At 50.0% G+C, this 20105-nt stretch carries 6 protein-coding genes; all 6 read left to right on the top strand.

What is annotated here, in order from left to right:
• Positions 1–2241, top strand: a complete 2241-nt coding sequence (fabD, locus tag AC2CGA_RS02455; protein WP_044053217.1) for an ACP S-malonyltransferase — start codon at positions 1–3, stop codon at positions 2239–2241.
• A gap of 65 nt (positions 2242–2306) precedes the next feature.
• Positions 2307–2555, top strand: a complete 249-nt coding sequence (locus AC2CGA_RS02450) for an acyl carrier protein (protein WP_003154099.1) — start codon at positions 2307–2309, stop codon at positions 2553–2555.
• A 51-nt stretch (positions 2556–2606) separates the two neighbouring features.
• Positions 2607–3869, top strand: a complete 1263-nt coding sequence (locus AC2CGA_RS02445; RefSeq protein ID WP_003154098.1) for a hydroxymethylglutaryl-CoA synthase family protein — start codon at positions 2607–2609, stop codon at positions 3867–3869.
• Positions 3866–4639, top strand: a complete 774-nt coding sequence (locus tag AC2CGA_RS02440; protein WP_024085319.1) for an enoyl-CoA hydratase/isomerase — start codon at positions 3866–3868, stop codon at positions 4637–4639. Before AC2CGA_RS02445 ends, AC2CGA_RS02440 begins: the two co-directional genes overlap by 4 nt.
• A 9-nt stretch (positions 4640–4648) precedes the next feature.
• Positions 4649–5398 (top strand): polyketide synthase, encoded by a 750-nt coding sequence (locus tag AC2CGA_RS02435; protein WP_003154094.1) that lies wholly within the window; start codon positions 4649–4651, stop codon positions 5396–5398.
• Positions 5399–5437: 39 nt separating this feature from the next.
• Positions 5438–20104, top strand: coding sequence for an amino acid adenylation domain-containing protein (locus tag AC2CGA_RS02430; protein WP_484480118.1), 14667 nt, complete (start codon positions 5438–5440; stop codon positions 20102–20104).
• The last annotated feature ends 1 nt before the right edge of the window (position 20105 follow it).

Genomic DNA, 20105 nt, shown 5'->3' with positions numbered 1-20105 from the left:
ATGATCAGCTTTGTTTTTCCAGGCCAAGGCTCGCAAAAAATAGGGATGGGAGAGGACCTGTTCGGCCGCTATCCTGAATTAACCGCAAAGGCCGATCACATTCTCGGATATTCCATTCAGGAGCTGTGCCGGGACGGAGAACGTCTCAATCAGACTCAATTCACTCAGCCGGCGCTCTATGTCGTCAATGCCCTCAGTTATTTGAAAAAAACAGAAGAAACCGGCTTGAAACCGGATTTTACCGCCGGACACAGTTTAGGCGAATATAACGCGTTATACGCCTCGGGCGCTTTTGATTTTGAAGAAGGCCTACAGCTGGTCAAAAAAAGGGGCGACCTGATGAGCCGCGCAAAAGGAGGCGGCATGGCAGCGGTGATCGGCCTGACTCATGAGCAGGTGACGGACGTTTTAAGAGAATATCACTTGCATACGATTGATATCGCCAACATGAACACTCCGCAGCAAATTGTCATTTCCGGATATAAAGAAGATATTGAAAAAGCCGCATCCGTTTTTGAAGCCGTAAACGGCGTAAAAATGGTTCACCGCTTAAATGTCAGCGGCGCCTTTCATTCCAGATACATGCTGGAAGCGAAGGAGGAATTTTCACGGTTTATTGAAACTTTCCATTTTAAGCCGCTGTCCATTCCGGTCATTTCAAATGTGACGGCAAGACCTTATGAGCAGACCGAGCTGAAAAAGACACTCACAGGACAAATAACGGGATCGGTGAACTGGACAGACAGCATCCGTTTTTTAATGGGAAGAAAGAACATGATCTTTGAGGAAATCGGTCCCGGAAAAGTGCTGACGGGGCTGATTCAAAGAATTACGGCTGAAGCGGAGCCGATAACAGATGAAATCAAAGTCCCGGCTGAAGCTGGAAAAAGCTCAATTACGGCGGAGTCTTTAGGAAATGAAGAGTTTAAGCGCGATTATCAATTGAAATACGCCTACTTGGCCGGCGGCATGTACCGCGGAATTTCTTCGAAGGAAATGGTCGTCAAACTGGCCGAAAAAGGAATGATGGGCTTTTTCGGAACGGGCGGTTTGAACATCGCGCACGTTGAGGACGCCATTTTGTCAATTCAGCATGAGCTTCGTGACGGCGGTTCCTTCGGTATTAATGTTGTACATAACATGAAACATACAGATTCAGAAGAAAAAATGATTGATCTTTTACTGAAGCATGGGGTTCAGAACTTGGAAGCATCAGCATTTTTAACGGTTACTCCTGCTTTAGTAAGGTTTCGCGCTAAGGGGTTAAAACGCGGTGCCGGCGGACAAATAATAGCGCGTCAGCGGATTATCGCAAAGCTGTCCCGTCCGGAAGTAGCGGAAGCATTTCTCAGCCCGGCGCCTGATCACATTCTGCAGAAACTTGCAGCCGAAAACAAAATTACCGCTGAAGAAGCAAGTCTGATGAGAGAAATACCCGTTGCGCATGACATCTGCGTAGAGGCTGATTCAGGCGGCCACACTGACGGCGGAGTTGCTTACAGTCTCATGCCGGCGATCATCCGTTTACGAGATGACATGATGAAAAAATACCGATACGGCAAAACCGTCCGCATCGGAGCCGCAGGGGGAATCGGAACGCCTGAGGCTGCTATGGCCGCATTTATGCTCGGCGCTGATTTTATTGTGACCGGATCCATTAACCAATGCACCGTTGAAGCAGCGACGAGCGGCCTTGTAAAGGATCTCCTGCAGCAGATGAATGTACAGGACACGGCCTACGCGCCGGCCGGCGATATGTTTGAATCAGGCAGCAAGGTGCAGGTATTAAAGAAAGGGCTGTTCTTTCCGACCCGGGCCTCTAAGCTGCATGAACTGTATCAGCGTCACCGCTCAATTGAAGAAATTGATGAAAAGACACTCAGACAAATAGAAGAGAAGTATTTTAAGGCAAGTGTAAGCAGTATTTATGACAAAGTGAAGGCTCATTATTCGAATGAAGACATTTCAAAAGCCGAACGGAATCCGAAACAGAAAATGGCGCTCATATTCAAATGGTATTTCAGGCAAAGCTCTGCTTCGGCGATTAAAGGAGACCCGGATGCCAAGGTAGACTTCCAGATTCATTGCGGCCCGGCATTAGGCGCCTTTAATCAATGGGTGAAAGGTACGGAGCTGGAGTCCTGGAAAAACCGCCATGCCGATGGTATCGGCCTTCGTCTTATGGAAGAGACGGCCTCGCTTTTGAATCAGAAGTTAGGCTCATTTCTGCAAACGTGTTGACAAGACGAAATGATAGATTGAAAACATGGAATATTCATAAAAGATGAAACAGGGAGGAACTGACAATGAGTGAAGAAAGAATCTTTGAATTGCTGCAGAACACAATCTACGAGGTTTTGCCTGATTTAGAAGGCGAACAGCTTTCAAAGGAAGACCGGTTAGTTGATCTGGGGGCGGACTCAGTGGACCGCGCCGAAATTATCACGATGATGCTTGAAGAATTATCACTGCAGATCCCGCGTGTTGAGCTGACGGGAGTGTCAAACATCGGCGAATTGGCGGCAAAGCTTTATGAAAAGGTACAGGCTGTCTGATAAAACGGTGAAAAAATCGGAAACTCAAAATTCATATTGGAGGCGAAGTTCATGGCGGCTGCCGGAATAGAAGCGATAAATGTGTTTGGCGGGACGGCATACCTTGATGTCATGCAGCTGGCGGAGTACAGAAACTTAGACCCTGCCAGATTTGAGAATTTACTGATGAAAGAAAAAGCGGTGGCGCTTCCGTACGAAGACCCCGTCACATTCGGCGTTAATGCGGCAAAGCCGATTATCGACCGATTGACAGAGGCTGAAAAAGACAGAATCGAGCTGCTGATTACCTGCTCGGAGTCCGGCATCGACTTCGGAAAATCACTCAGTACATATATTCATGATTACTTAGGCCTCAACCGGAACTGCCGTTTATTTGAACTGAAGCAGGCCTGTTATTCAGGAACGGCGGGTTTGCAGATGGCGCTTAACTTTATTTTGTCGCAGACATCCCCCGGAGCGAAGGCGCTTGTCGTCGCGACGGATATTTCCCGGTTTTTAATTGCCGAAGGCGGCGATGCGTTAAGCGAGGATTGGTCTTACGCCGAACCGAGCGCCGGAGCGGGTGCCGTCGCCTTATTGATCGGTGAAAACCCAATCGTATTTCAGGCGGATGCGGGCGCCAACGGCTATTACGGCTATGAGGTGATGGATACATGCCGTCCGATCCCGGACAGTGAAGCCGGTGACGCCGACTTGTCATTGATGTCTTATCTCGATTGCTGCGAACAGACATTTCGCGAGTACAAAAACCGTGTGCCGGGCGCTGACTATAAAGAGACGTTTCACTATCTTGCCTTCCATACACCGTTTGGCGGCATGGTCAAAGGAGCTCACCGGACGATGATGCGTAAGCTTGCAAAAGCGAAAAACGCTGAGATCGAACAGGATTTTCAAACCAGGGTAGAGCCGGGGCTCCGCTACTGCCAAAGAGTCGGAAACATTATGGGGGCAGCCTCTTTACTGGCTCTTGCAAGCACGATTGACCAAGGGGCTTTCGACACTTCTAAGCGGATCGGCTGTTTCTCGTACGGCTCCGGATGCTGTTCGGAATTTTACAGCGGCGTTGTGACGCCTGAAGGACAAACGCGGCAGCATTCTTTCAAAATAGAAGAGCATCTGAACAACAGATACAGGCTGTCCATGGAAGAGTATGAAGAACTGTTTAAAGGCAGCGGTCTGGTGAAGTTCGGAACCCGGAATGTCAAATTGGATATGAATATGATTCCGAACATTTTAGACCATCATGCCGGGAGCCCTCGTTTATATTTGGAAGAAATCACGGAATTTCATCGGAAATACAGGTGGATGCCGTGACCTATGAGACGATCAACGTCCGTTTTCAGCAAAATGTCTGCTTCATCACCTTTGATCGGCCTGAAGCCAACAATACGATTAATGAGCGTTTAGTGGAGGAATGCCTGCACGTTCTTTCTGAATGTGAAGACTCCGTGACCTCCGTAGTGCTTGAAGGGCAGCCGGAGGTATTTTGTTTCGGGGCGGATTTTGATGAGATGTACCGGAAAATGAGGCAGGGAATGCAGCATGCGGAATCGCAGGAGCCGCTTTACCGTTTGTGGCTGGCATTAAAATCCGGGCCGTACATCACAATCGCCCGCGTCCGCGGAAAAGTAAATGCGGGAGGTGTCGGTTTTGCCGCCGCGTGCGATATCGTCATAGCAGAGGAGAGTGCTTCGTTCAGTTTATCTGAACTGTTATTCGGACTTTATCCAGCCTGCGTTCTGCCGTTTTTAATTCAAAGAATCGGATTTCAAAAGGCGCATTATATGACGATTATGACAAAGCCCGTGCCGGCGCATCAGGCGCTTGAATGGGGACTTTGTGACGTATGCGTTCCGGACTCAGCAACAGAGCTGAGAAAGCATTTGCTGCGTCTTCGCCCGCTGTCGAAAAAAGCAGTCATCCGCTATAAAAAATACATGGATTCCTTAAACGACCTTGTTCATCGTTCGAAATCCATTGCTTTAGCCGAAAATCAAGCGATGTTTTCAGATCCGGATAACCAATCAGCCATTTTCCGTTATGCAGAAACGGGGCGGCTTCCTTGGGAAACGGAGAACAGTTAGGAGGATATCATGCCGAACGCCGCAGTTGAACTGCTCGAAATTGAACCGGATATTATCCAAGTGACAATGCAGGATAAAGCCCATAAAAACGCCTTCTCCAAAGAACTGACGGATGGATTGATGGAAGCATTCACCCGTATAAAAAAATCGTCAGTCTATAAAGCTGTGATTTTAACAGGATACGGCCATTACTTTGCTTCCGGAGGCACACAGGAAGGTCTGCTCAGGATTCAGCAGGGCATCACGAAGTTTACGGAAGACCGCATGTATTCTTTGGCGCTGGAATGTGATATCCCCGTTATTTCAGCCATGCAGGGCCACGGAATCGGAGGCGGGTTTGTCATGGGGCTTTTCAGTGATTTTGTCATTTTAAGCAAAGAAAGCGTGTATACCGCAAACTTTATGAAATACGGTTTCACTCCCGGAATGGGGGCTACCTTTATCGTTCCGGAGAAGCTTGGGGCAAGCCTCGGCCATGAAATGCTGTTAAACGGCGGCCACTACCGCGGCGGTGACCTGGAGAAAAGAGGAGTGCCTTTTCCGGTGCTTCCGCGGCAGGAAGTATTAGACTATGCGCAGGAATTGGCCCGTGAGCTTGCGGAAAAACCGAGAAACTCTTTAATTACATTGAAAAGGCACTTGGTGACGCCGTTTCGCGAGCAGCTTCCGGCTGTCATTGAGAAGGAGTTAATCATGCACGATGAGACGTTTCATGATGATGAAGTGAAAAAACGAATCACGACGATGTACGGAGTATAAGACATACATCTTACATACAGATGAAATGGAGGCAGCTCTATGAAAAGTGATATGAAGGCAAGCGGGTTACTCAAGCCATCTGTCAGCTACGGAAAACCATTGCGGCTTTCAGCGGATCAGCCGATGACGATTCCTGAAGTCCTGCACAAAACCGCCGCGGCAGCGGGAGATCAAAAGGGCATCACATATATACAGCCTGACGGCACCAAAGTGTACCAGACTTACAGCGGCCTGAAAAAGATCGCTCTTTCGATTGTGAAAGGGCTCCGCCAATCAGGAGTGAAGGCTCAGGATGAAGTCATATTACAGCTCAGTGACAATTCCCAGCTGATTCCTGCGTTTTGGGGCTGTGTTTTTTTAGGAGCGATCCCGGTTCCGCTTGCGGCCGCTCCGGCTTATACAGAAATGAACAGCGGGACGCAAAAACTGAAAGACGCCTGGACGCTTTTGAATCAGCCGTATGTCATCACAAGCCGTGAAGTGCTGCCGGAGATGACTGAATGGGCGGAGGAGCAGGAGCTTTCCGGGTTTTGCGCTTTGGCGGCAGAAGATCTCAGTGCGCATGAAATGGATACGGACTGTCATCATCCCCGTCCGGAAGATTTGGCGATGCTGCTTTTGACCTCGGGAAGCACGGGCACGCCGAAAGCCGTGATGCTCAGCCATGAAAACATCGTCTGCATGGTCAAAGGAAATATTCAGATGCAGGGCTATACAAGTGAGGATGTCACGTTTAACTGGATGCCTTTTGACCATGTCGGCGGCATCGGAATGCTTCATCTTCGTGATGTTTATCTCGGATGTGAGGAAATCAACATACCGAGCGAATCCATTTTGATGGATCCTTTAAAATGGCTCGACCTGATTGATCATTACCGCGCTTCGGTCACGTGGGCCCCCAATTTTGCCTTTGGGCTGCTTGCCGATTTCGCAGAAGAGATTCAAACACGGAAATGGGACTTATCTTCCATGCGTTATATGCTGAACGGCGGGGAGGCCGCGGTGGCGAAAGTCGGACGCAGAATTATGGAGCTTTTAGAGCCGCACGGTCTGCCGGCTAATGCCATCCGTCCCGCATGGGGAATGTCCGAAACGTCTTCGGGCGTTATTTTCTCAGATGAGTTTACACTGGAAAACACGAGTGACGACGATCGTTTCGTCGAGATCGGTCTGCCGATCCCGGGGTTTAATATGAGAATTACGGATGACCGCAATCAAGTGGTGGAAGAAGGAGAAATCGGCCGCTTTCAAGTGTCCGGTCTGACTGTAACGAGCGGATATTATGAGCGCCCGGACTTAAACGAGAGTGTCTTTACAGAAGACGGCTGGTTTGAAACGGGAGATCTCGGATTTCTGCGTGAAGGCCGCCTGACGATAACGGGGCGCACGAAAGATGCCATCATTATCAACGGTGTGAATTATTACAGCCACGCCATTGAATCAGCCGTTGAGGAATTGCCGGAAATTGAAACGTCATATACAGCGGCATGCGCCGTCCGGCCGAATCAAAGCACGACAGATGAGCTGGCGATTTTCTTTGTTACGTCTGTTCCATTGGATGAGAACCGCATGACGAAGCTTCTTCATCACATTCACCAGCACGTGACACAGAGAATCGGCGTTACCCCTGATTATCTGCTTCCGGTCGCAAAAGAAGACATTCCTAAGACGGCAATCGGGAAAATCCAGCGCACTCAGCTGAAACATTCATTCGAACAAGGGCAATTTGATTCATTACATAATAACAGACAAGAAGGCGGCAATTCAGCCCCGGCTTCTGCAGAGAAAGAAATTGAACGGGATTTTATCCGTTTTCTGAAAGAGGAACTTTCCATCGCGGATGAGCTTGTTGATCCAAATACACCGTTTCAAAGCCTTGGCGTCAATTCCATCAAGATGATGAAACTCGCCAGATCAATTGAAAAAACGTATCACATCCGGCTGACGGCAAGAGAGCTGCACAAAAACCCGACGATTGGCGCTTTAGCGGCTTATACTGCTGAAAAAGCGGCAAACATGTCAGCGGAGCATCATTCCCAAAAAGCCGAACCGCCGGCAGAACGGCAGAGACGGCAAACGGCGCCGGCGCTTTCAGAAGTCCAAAAAGGGCTGTGGACATTGCAGAAAATGTCGCCTGAAACGACTGCATACCATGTCCCGCTCTGTTTCCGATTCACAACCGGAATCGACAAAGAGAAACTGAAACAGGCGTTTCAGCTCGTATTAAAGCAGCATCCGATGCTCAAAAGCGCCGTGAATGAAACAGACGGCGGGTTTTATTTCATAGAAGCGGCAGATCCTTTTGTATTCTCGGAAGAAGATATTTCTGACGTCAATGAATCACAAATACCCGCTCTGATACGGAAAAAAGTGAAAGAGCCGTTTGTCAAAGAAGGCGGGCCTTTGCTGCGCGTGCGGCTGCTTTCAAAATCCGCCTCAGAACATTATCTTTTGACGGTCATTCACCACATCGTGTTTGACGGCATTTCATCCATTACATTTATTCACAGTCTGCTGGATCACTATCAGGCGCTGCTGGAGGGAAAAGAAGAGCTTACGGCCGCCGTCCCCGGTATTCATCCCGATTTCGCGGCTTGGGAAAAGCGGTATTTAGCGGGTGAAGAAAGCAAAGCTGCCCGCGCTTACTGGATGAAACAGCTCGGGGGCGATCTGCCTGACCTTCAGCTTCCGCCGATGCGCACGGACAGCAGCGTTCCGGAGTTTACAGAAGATACGCTGACACGCCGTCTTCCCGAACGGCTGCTGAATAATCTAACGGCGTTTGCCGCATCCCGTTCGATTCATTTGTCTACCGTTATGCTGAGCTGCTATATGGTGCTTTTAAGCAAATATACGGATAAGGAAGATATTGTGACAGGCATGCCTGCAATGGTCAGACCTGAAGAACGCTTTGACGGAGTGGTCGGCCATTTCCTCAACATGCTTCCTATACGGAGCAGAGCCGGACGAAAAGAAACATTTGCTGACTTTGTTCAAAAGGTGCAGGATGCCGTTCTGGACGGACTGGATCACTCCTTTTATCCGTTTCCGAAAATGGTGCGTGATGTGCATGCGAAACCCCTGCAGAACGGTTCGCCTGTTTTCAGCAATGCCTTTTTCTATCAGAACTTTCTGCAGCATTCAAGCTATCAATCGATGCTGGATGAATACAAGGAATTCTCCTGTGAGTTTGTAAAAGACATTCATCAGGAGGGGGAATATGATCTTGTATTTGAAATGTGGGAAGAAGCATCAGGCATGGATCTTACGATTAAATACAGCACCGAATTATTCGACGAAGCAGGGGCGGCCAGACTTTTCAGCCAATTTGTACAGGCCGCTGAAGCTTTGACGGCGAATCCGGATATGCCGCTTGAGAACGTTTCTCTCATGACAAAAAGAGAGGAGCACATGATTCTTAAGACTTGGAATGAGACAAGCCGTGAATATCCGGATGCCTGCTTCCATGAATTATTCGAACGTCAGGCGGCAGAAACGCCGGACGCTTGTGCGGTCGTGTATGAACAGCAAAAGCTGACATACCGTGAGCTTGATGAAAAAAGCACGAAGCTGGCGCTCTATTTGCAGGCGCACGGTGCAGGCCCTGATGATCTCATCGGCATTTATACAGACCGTTCATTGCATATGGCTGTCGGCCTTCTCGGCATTTTAAAAGCCGGGGGAGCGTATGTGCCGCTTGATCCTTCTTATCCCGCTGACAGATTGGAATATATGGTCGACGACAGCAGGATTTCAATGTGTCTGACGACAGCTGATTTAGAGCACTCCTTGAACTGGGGAGGCGTGCAGACAACTGCCATTGACCGCGATTGGTCTCGTATTGAAAGTACAGCCGCGGAAAGAACGTCGCTGAAGCGGTTAGTGACACCTGACGATCTGGCGTACGTCATTTACACGTCGGGCAGCACGGGCAAACCGAAGGGCGTGATGATTCCGCACCGGGCGCTGACCAATTTCTTAATCTCGATGGCGAATGAACCGGGGCTTACGTCCGAAGACAAACTGCTTGCCGTCACGACATATTGCTTTGATATCGCGGCACTGGAGCTTTACCTCCCTTTAATCAAAGGAGCAGAGTGCAACATCTGTAAGACAGAATTCACAAAAGACGCACGGAAGCTGAAAGAGCTGATTCAAGAGTACAAACCGACGATCATGCAGGCGACGCCGTTTACGTGGAAAATGCTCTTTCATTCCGGATGGTCAAATGAAGAAAAAGTGAAAATCCTTTGCGGCGGAGAGGCGCTTAGCGAACAATTGAAGCAGCAGTTTCTCGATACGAAAAGTGAGGCTTGGAATATGTTCGGGCCGACAGAGACGACAATCTGGTCCGCGGTGCAGCGTATAACGGAAAATGAGAGCGCGCTTACGATCGGGCGCCCGATCGCCAATACCCGTGTGTATATTATGGATTCCGCTCTCAACCCTGTTTTAGAAGGGATGCCGGGAGAACTTTGTATTGCGGGAGACGGATTGGCAAGAGGGTATTTCAACAAGCCTGACCTGACAGATAAAGTTTTCGTCAGCCACCGGCTCGAACTGGGATCAAAGCTTTATAAAACAGGCGATATGGCGCGTTTTCTTCCCGGCGGCCGCATTGAATACATGGGACGGATGGACACCCAAGTCAAAATCCGCGGCTACCGGATTGAACCCGGAGATATTGAGAGCCGGCTGAATGCCTATCCGGCCGTACAGGAAAGCGTAGTGGTTGTGAACAATCACTCCGGAAATGAAAAACTTTGCGCATTTTATATCCTGAAAAACGGAGAGCCGCTTCCGTCTGCAAAGGAATTGCGCAATCATTTGAAACAAGCGCTGCCGGCCTATATGACGCCAGCTTCGTTTATCCGTCTTGAAGAGCTGCCGCTCACACCGAACGGAAAAGTTGACCGCAAGCTTCTTGCTGCGCGCGATCTGACGGAAAAGCAGCCGGACACACAAACATTTTCATCATCTCATATCCAGCAGGCGGTGCTGGCGATTTGGCAGGATGTATTGAAAAGCAAAGATATAGAGCTTGATGACCGCTTTTTTGATGCGGGGGGAGATTCGCTTCTTGCCGTGACTGTCACTGACCGGATGACGCAGGAACTGGATTGTGAATTCAGTGTAACGGAGCTGTTTGAATACGCGACGGTAAAAGACATCAGCCGGTACATCACAGAACAAAAACTGAAAGAAACCGTTTTGGCTCCTGTGCCGCAAAAGAAAGTGAATACAGAAGACCGGGAACACCCAGCGGGAGAAATTCCCGATTATTATGAGGACAGTGTCGCGGTTATCGGTATATCCTGTGAGTTTCCGGGAGCAAAAGATCATTATGAATTTTGGAATAACATCAAAGAAGGCAAAGAAAGCATCACCTTCTTTTCAAAAGAGGAGCTCCGCCGATCCGGTGTTTCTGAAGAACTGGCTGATCATCCCGGCTTCGTTCCGGCTAAATCAGTTTTAGAGGGGAAAGAAATGTTTGATCCCGGTTTCTTCGGCTTTTCACCGAAAGATGCGGAATATATGGACCCTCAGCTGAGAATGCTTTTGCTCCATTCATGGAAGGCAATCGAGGATGCGGGATATATCTCAAAAGAAATTCCGGAAACAAGCGTGTATATGTCTGCAAGCACGAACTCTTACCGCAGCCTGCTGCCGGAGGAGACGACAGCACAGCTGGAAACGCCGGATGGCTACGTATCATGGGTGCTTGCCCAAAGCGGCACGATTCCGACGATGATTTCTCATAAACTCGGGTTGAAAGGGCCGAGCTATTTTGTCCATGCCAACTGCTCATCTTCGTTAATCGGCCTGCATTCGGCTTTTCAAAGCCTGCAGTCCGGCGAAGCCAAGTATGCCCTTGTCGGCGGTGCGACCCTTCATACGGAATCAAGTGCCGGATATGTTCATCAGCCGGGGCTGAATTTTTCAAGCGACGGGCATATTAAAGCGTTTGACGCGGCTGCTGACGGAATGATCGGCGGTGAAGGAGCCGGCGCCGTGCTCTTGAAAAAAGCGTCGGATGCCGTTAAGGACGGCGACCATATTTACGCGCTGCTGCGCGGAATCGGCGTCAATAACGACGGAGCGGATAAGGTCGGATTTTATGCGCCGAGCGTCAAAGGACAGGCTGAGGTCATTCAGAAGGTCATTGATCAGACCGGCATCCATCCTGAAACGATCGCGTACGTCGAAGCTCACGGCACAGGAACAAAACTCGGCGATCCGATCGAACTGTCCGCACTTCAATCGGTGTACGGCCGATATACAGATAAAAAACAATACTGCGGCATCGGTTCAGTCAAAACAAATCTCGGGCATTTGGATACAGCGGCCGGAATGGCGGGCTGCATCAAGGTTGTCATGAGCTTATATCATCAGGAAATCGCGCCGAGCATCAATTACAAAGAGCCGAACCCGAATCTTCATTTAGAAGACTCTCCGTTTTACGTAGCGGGAGAAAAGAAAGAGTTAACCCGTGAGAACAGAGCGCACCGCATGGCTTTAAGCTCTTTCGGTCTTGGCGGAACAAACACACACGCGATTTTTGAACAATATCCGGATGCATCCGAAGCAGCAGACGCTGCCGGTCCGTTCATCATTCCGTTGTCTGCCAGAAAAAAAGATCGTCTGAAGGAGTACGCAAAACAGCTGCTGGCTTTTCTGGAAAGAAAAACGGACGCCGGCCTCGCTGATCTTGCCTACACGTTCCAAGTCGGAAGGGAAGCGATGGAAGAGCGCGCGGCCTTTATCACAAGCGGCACTGCGGAGCTCAAGCGGCAGCTTGCCGATTTTATCAATGATAAGCCGGCTGTAACAGGCTGCTTTAGAGGAGAAAAACAGCAGGCAAAAGATATTGCCTGGCTTTCTGATGATGATGACAGCGCTGAACTCATTGAGAAATGGCTTGCGAAAGGAAAAGGAACGAAGCTCTGTGAAATGTGGAGTAAAGGTGTCGCCATTAATTGGCACAAGCTTTACAAAGACAAGCATCCGAAACGGATCAGCGTGCCGGTCTACCCGTTTGCAAAGGAGCCGTACTGGCCGAAAAAAGCAGAAAAGAAAACATCTGCCGCACACACCGGAGTCTCAGTTTTACACCCGCTTGTGCAGCAAAATACGTCAGATTTGGCCGTTCAGCGGTTCAGCTCACGGTTTACAGGCTCAGAATTTTTCCTGAAGGATCATGTGGTCAGGGAAAAAGCGGTGCTGCCGGGAGCGGCATATTTGGAAATGTCTTATGAAGCGGTAAAACGGGCGCTTGGCGGCTTATTAAAAGACCAAGACAGAATAACGCTCCATCATACCGTCTGGATGAAACCGATCGTCGTTCACGAACAAGAGCGCCAAGTCCATATCGCGCTGTTTCCTGAAGAGGACGGCATCATCTCATATGACATTTACAGCGTAAACGCTGACGATGAAGAAGTGCTGCACAGCCAAGGACGGGCTGAAATCATAAAGGCTGAACGAGAGCCTGAGGCCGACCTTTCTGCCATACAAAACAGATGCACAGCGGACATTCTTGATCCGGCGGCCTTTTATCGGGAAGGCCGGAGCAGGGGGATGTTCCACGGAAAAGCCTTCCAAGGCATTAAGTCCGCCTTTATCGGCGAGAAAGAAGTGCTTTCGGATATACAGCTTCCGGATTCTGTTTCTCATACGAACGGACAATTTACGCTTCATCCGAGCATCATTGATTCGGCTATTCAGACGGCGACGATCTGCATTATGCAGGAGTTTTCCGGACAAAAGCTGATTCTGCCGTTTGCGCTGGAATACCTTGAAGTCATCAAACCATGCACACCGACTATGCGGGCGCATGCACGCTTCAGCGAAGGATATCAAACCGGTGATTCCGTGCAGAAAGCCGACATTGACCTGTTCGACGAAACAGGAGCGCTTTGCGTGAAGGTGAGAGGATTCTCTACAAGAGTGCTTGAAGGCGATGCAGAATCGGCTCAGCGGCCATCAGGCTCGGAAAAGGTCTTGTTTGCACCGGTTTGGAAAGAAGCCGCCGCATCCGAGAAAGCTTCTGTCAATGCTGATGAGCATTTGATCATACTTTGTGAAGATGCCTGCCGTATAAAAGATGAAGCGGCATCCGGCCTGAAAGACGCCGAGCTGCTGATTGCAGAAGGTGAGGGAGAAACAGCCGCTGAACGCTTCCAAAGCTATGCGCAGACAATCGCCGAACACATCCGGCGGATCATCAGCGAAAAAAGGCAGGGCCGCATTCTGATTCAGACTGTTATTTCAGCAGACGGCAGCCAGCAATTGTTTGCGGGGTTAACAGGTTTGTTAAAAACAGCCGAGCTGGAATACGGAAAACTTGACTGTCAGCTCATCGAGATGGAATCAATCGGCGAAATGCCGGCTGCCGCTCAAAAACTGAAAAACGACAGCCATCGGCCGCATGATAAACATATCCGTTATACAGGAGAAAAACGGTATGTGAAGGCTTGGGAAGAAATGCATCCTGCAGGTGGCGGCGCCGTTTGGAAGGACGAAGGCGTATATCTGATTACCGGAGGCGCAGGAAGCCTGGGGTTGATGTTCGCAAAAGAAATCGCTGGTCGCGTAAAACACCCGAAAATCATTCTGACCGGCCGCTCAAATCTGGCAGAAGCCAAACAGCGTGAACTTGCTATGCTTCAGGACTCAGGCGCAAATGTCGTCTACAAAAAGCTGAATGCGGCAGACCGGCGGGAAAATGAAGCGCTGATAAAAGAGATTACGGCGGAATTCGGGGAGCTTAACGGAATTATTCACGCAGCGGGCGTGATACAAGACCGTTTCCTGCTGCAAAAAACGAAGGAAGAGTTCAGGGAAGTGCTTGATCCGAAAGTCATCGGCACCGCTTATTTAGATGAAGCCAGCAAAGACTGCAATCTTGACTTTTTCGTATTGTTCTCCAGTGTTTCCGGCGTTCTCGGCAATGTCGGGCAGGCTGATTATGCCGCCGGCAACGCGTTTATGGATGCATACGCCGCTTACAGGCAATCCCTTACGGAGAATGGCCTGCGGCACGGAAAAACGATCGCCTTTAACTGGACGCTGTGGAAAGATGGCGGTATGCAGGCGGGAGACGAGACGGAAAGAATGATGAAAAAAGCTTTCGGCATGGTTCCGCTTCAAAAGGCGTCAGGCCTGGCTGCATTTTATGAAGGAATGGCTCAGGAAAGGCCGCAGCTTTTAGCAGCTGAAGGACACGCAGCAAAATTAAAACAGTCGTTCCTGTCCGTTTCTGAAACTGAAAAGCCGCAGGTGGAGAAAATAGAGCCTGTATCCGCCGTTTCGGGAGACAAATGGCACGGTGCGCTTATCAGATTGGTCAGTTCAATTTTAAAAGTCGGCCAAGACGAGATTGATATTGATACGGAACTGAGTGAATACGGTTTTGATTCCGTATCCTTTACCGTCTTTACGAATCAATTAAATGAAGCGTATCAGCTGGAGCTGGCGCCGACGATTTTCTTTGAGTACGGAACGATCAGTAATCTCGCCGGATATTTGGCAAAAGAACATCCGGGCCGTTTCGGCGAAAAGAAGAAGGAGTCTCCGAAAAAAGAGCAGCCAAAAGCCCAAAAACCGAAAACGCATCGGAAAAAGCGTTTCGCAACGGTGATGAACGCTAGGGCAGCGACACAAGAGCCGCGCCGCTTGGACCCGGTTGCCATTGTCGGAATCAGCGGCCGATTCCCGGGCGCGAAGGATATAGAGGAATTTTGGCGCAATCTGAAAGAAGGAAAAGATTCTATCACAACCATTCCGAAAGAACGCTGGGATTGGCAAGCGTTTGATGGCGACCCGAATCTTGAAAGGAACAAAACGAATATTAAGTGGGGCGGCTTTATCGACGGAATAGCTGAATTTGATCCGCTGTTCTTTGGGATTTCACCGCGGGAAGCCCAATATTTAGATCCGCAGCAGCGGCTGTTATTGACTTATGCATGGCGGGCGATAGAAGATGCGGGCTGTAAGCCGGAAAGCCTTTCCGGCACAAATACGGGTGTCTTTATCGGCACCGGAAATACCGGTTATAAAGATTTGTTCACAAGGGCAGGTCTTGCGCCGGAAGGACATGCGGCGACAGGCAGCATGATTCCTTCCATCGGTCCGAACCGTTTAAGCTATTTGTTAAATCTTCACGGGCCGAGCGAGCCGGTTGAAACGGCATGTTCAAGCTCGCTTGTTGCGATTCACCGGGCGGTATCCGCTATAGAAAACGGAGAATGCGACATGGCGATCGCCGGGGGAATCAACACGATTCTGACGGAAGAAGCGCATATCAGCTACAGCAAAGCAGGCATGCTCAGCAAAGACGGAAAATGCAAAACCTTCTCCAAAGATGCCAACGGGTATGTCAGGGGAGAAGGCGCGGGAATTCTGATGCTGAAGAAACTGACAGATGCAGAACGTGACGGCAATCCGATTTACGGCGTGATCCGCGGTACGGCTGAAAACCACGGCGGCCGGGCGAATACGTTAACCTCGCCGAATCCGAAACTGCAGGCTGATTTATTGGTGAAAGCATATCGGAAAGCGGGAGTGGACCCGAGCACCGTCACGTATATTGAAGCGCACGGTACAGGAACGGAATTGGGCGACCCGATTGAAATAAACGGTTTGAAAGCGGCGTTTCACGAGCTGGCGAAAACAAATCAAGAGCCTGAAGTCTCCGATCACCGCTGCGGCATCGGTTCGGTCAAGAGCAATATCGGCCATTTAGAGCTTGCCGCGGGAGTATCAGGCGTCATGAAAGTGCTTTTGCAAATGAAGCACAAAACGCTGGTGAAAAGCCTGCATTGCGAGACGATCAATCCGTACATTCAGCTCGATGACAGTCCTTTCTACATCGTGCGGGAAAATCAGGAATGGACGGCAGCGAAAGATAGAAACGGAAATGCCATTCCGCGCCGGGCCGGGGTCAGCTCATTTGGCATCGGCGGGGTCAACGCCCATATCGTCATTGAAGAGTATGTCCCGAAAGCAGCCGCTCTGCCTGAGCACAGCCCGGAAAATCCGGCAATCATCCTTTTGTCCGCCAAATCAAAAGAAAAACTGTTTGCACAGGCGCAGCAGCTGAAAAAAGCGATCCGTCAAACGCCGTATACAGATCAAGACTTGGCGGGCGTCGCTTATACGCTGCAAACCGGAAGGGACGAAATGGAAGAGCGCCTGGCCATTCTTGCAGCGACGATGGCGGAATTGGAAACAAAGCTGGAAGCATTTACGAAAAATGAGAAAAACATCGCGGGGCTGTATACCGGCCAGTCTCACCGCAATAAAGATACATTTGCCTTGTTCACGGCAGATGAAGATATGGACATCGTCATTGACGCCTGGATTAAAAAAGGAAAATTCGCCAAGCTGGCAGAGGTATGGGTGAAAGGCGGCGTGTTGAATTGGAACCGGCTGTATGAAAAGGGTACGCCGCGTTTACTCAGTCTTCCGTCTTATCCGTTCGCAAAAGACACGTATTGGGTGCCTGAGAATCCTGACAAAAATAAGGTCCATACAGAGGAACGGATGAAACGTATTCTGACAAAACAATGGGAACCGAGCCCGCTCGAACTGCGTGAACCGTGCCCACGTTCCGTTGCGATTTTGACAGGCGGGGACACGATCAATCTCGCAGAAGAGATCGCAGCGCATATGCCGAATCACCGTATTATCACAACATCAGACCTTACCGGTGAATATGACTGGCAGGCGTTTGGCGGAGTCATCGACCTTCTCGGCGCAGCGAAAGAAGAAGCTTCTGGAGATATGACCGGTATCAAATGGCTTCAGCAATTGATTGAGCATGGGCATAAAGAAGGGATAACACTGCTTTGTGTCACGAAAGACCTTGAGTCAATGGGGAAAGAGGCCAATCAAATAACGGGAGCAAAACGGGCCGGGCTGTACAGAATGCTGGCATGCGAGTACAGTCATCTGTCTTCAAGGCATCTCGACCTTGAAGGAGCGCTTTCGGATGACAAACTGGCGAAGCAGATTGCCGATGAGTTTTATGCCCGTACTGATGACGCGGAAGTTTGCCGGAGGGACGGCTTGCGCTACCGCGCCGTATTGAGCGGATCAGAAAATATGAATACGCAAGGCGAGAGAATTGATTTTCCGGACCACCATGTGCTTCTGATCACCGGAGGGACGAGAGGGATCGGCCTTTTATGCGCACGCCATTTTGCCGAACATTACGGAGTGAAAAAACTGGTGCTTACAGGCCGTGAGACCCTTCCGCCGCGAAGTGAGTGGACGGGCGGACTGAATGGGGTGACGGCTTCTGTAAAAGCGAAAATTGAAGCTGTTCTCGACTTGGAGTCCAAAGGTGTACAAGTGAAGGTATTGTCAGTCCCGTTAGCTGATGAAGCCGGGCTGAGACAGGAATTGAGTCAGATCAAACAGACGCTCGGACCTATCGGCGGCGTGATTCACTGTGCGGGTGTGACCGATAAAGAGACGCTCGCATTCATCAGAAAAACCGATGAAGACATACAGCGCGTGCTCGAGCCGAAAGTAGACGGGCTTCAGGCGTTATACAGTGTGCTCAGCGAAGAGCCGCTGAAGTTTTTCGTCTTGTTCTCTTCCGTGTCAGCTGCGATACCGGCGCTTTCGGCAGGACAGGCCGACTATGCCATGGCCAATGCGTATATGGACTATTTTGCAGACTCATACAAAGAGCAGCTGCCGATCGTAAGCATTCAGTGGCCGAACTGGAAAGAAACCGGAATGGGCGAAGTAACAAACAAAGCTTATAAAGAGAGCGGGCTATACAGCATCACGAATGCAGAAGGGTTACAGCTCCTTGACGGCATACTTCTTGAATCAGCAAGGGGCCCGGTGCTGCCGGCCGTTCTGAATCCTAAGCTGTGGAAGCCGGAGCGATTCCTGCGGCGGAGCAGGCAGGATCAGCCAATGAGCCCGGCTATGGTAAAATCGGCGGAAAAAACCGCTTATACTGCCGCAGACAACGCTCACTTAACAAGGAAAACAGAAGAATGGCTGAAAGAATTATTTTCTGAAGAGCTGCGGATTGACCAGGATCAGCTTGAGACAGACGTATTATTCCAAGATTACGGAGTGGACTCCATTATCCTTGCTCAGCTTCTGCAGCGGATCAATCGGAATCTCTCGGCATCGCTTGACCCGTCCATTCTGTATGAATATCCGACGATTCAATCTTTCGCAAAATGGCTTCTCGAAGGATATACAGAAGTTTTGTCAGAACGGTTTGATTTGGCGGCGGCTGAGCCTGTTATGAAGAAGCCGGCTGAGCCGGTAATTGTAACACAAGCCGTTAAGGTGCAAGAAGAGGCGGCCGAAAAACAGATTCACCGGGAAGATATCGCGGTCGTCGGCATGTCCTGCCGGTTTCCGGGGGCGGCTTCCTTAGAGGCGTACTGGTCGCTTTTGGCTGAAGGCCGTTCGGCTATCGGTCCTGTTCCGGCTGAGCGATGGGGGGTGAAGACGCCTTATTACGCGGGAATGCTTGATGGAATTCATCAATTTGATCCGGACTTCTTTTTACTGGCTGAAGAAGATGTAAAGGCAATGGACCCTCAAGCTTTGGCCGCTCTGGAAGAATGTCTTAACCTGTGGTATCACGCGGGCTATACGCCGGATGAGATAAAGGGAGAAGCAATAGGTGTGTACCTCGGGGGACGCAGCCGTCACAGACCGGGTGAAGAGAAACTGCTGGATGCGAAAAACCCGATCGTCGCGCTGGGCCAGAATTATTTGGCCGCCAATCTCTCTCAATATTTTGATATGCGCGGCCCGAGTGTTGTCCTCGATACGGCTTGTTCTTCTGCTTTAGTCGGAATGAATATGGCCGTGCAGGCTCTTGTAACAGGAGAAATAAAAGCGGCCGTCGTCGGCGGCGTGAGCCTGTTTGAATCAGAAGAAACCCATAAATTATTTGAACAGCGCGGCATATTAAGTAAAGCGCAGTCGTTCCATGTATTTGACGAACGCGCCGATGGAGTCGTGCTGGGCGAGGGAGTCGGAATGGTTCTTTTAAAAACCGTGTCTCAGGCCATTGCAGACGGAGATTCTATTTATGCCGTAGTGAAGGCGGCATCCGTCAATAATGACGGAAGAACGGCAGGCCCGGCTACGCCGAGTCTGGAAGCGCAAAAATCCGTCATGAAGACGGCTCTTGAAAAAAGCGGAAAACAGCCGGAAGACATTACTCATATTGAAGCGAACGGTTCAGGCACGGTCGTGACGGATCTGTTAGAACTGAAGGCCATTCAATCCGTCTACCGTTCAAAAGACGCCGGCCCGCTCGGAATCGGATCTGTGAAACCGAACATCGGGCACCCGCTTTGCGCGGAAGGAATTGCAAGTTTCATAAAGGTTGTTCTCATGCTGAAAGAAAAGAGCTTTATCCCGTTTTTATCAGGTGAGCATGAAAACACACATTTTGATAGAGAAAAGGCCAATATTCAGTTCAGCCGCACTCTGGCAGACTGGCCGTCACCAATACCGGCGGCAGGAATTAACTGCTTTGCCGACGGCGGAACAAACGCCCACGTCATTGTGGAAGCGTGGCAAGAAGACGAAGGGCGCCGAATCAAGCGCCACCCTTTAACACCGCCTGCATTAAATAAGCGGCTGATTTCGCCGGACAGCAAAGACGAAAAAGCTGCGGCAAACATCTGGGATACCTATGAAGTGGAGGTTTAAC

This window comes from Bacillus sp. SYZHCR11, assembly GCF_057196865.1.
This window is presented reverse-complemented; position numbering and strand designations above follow the sequence as displayed.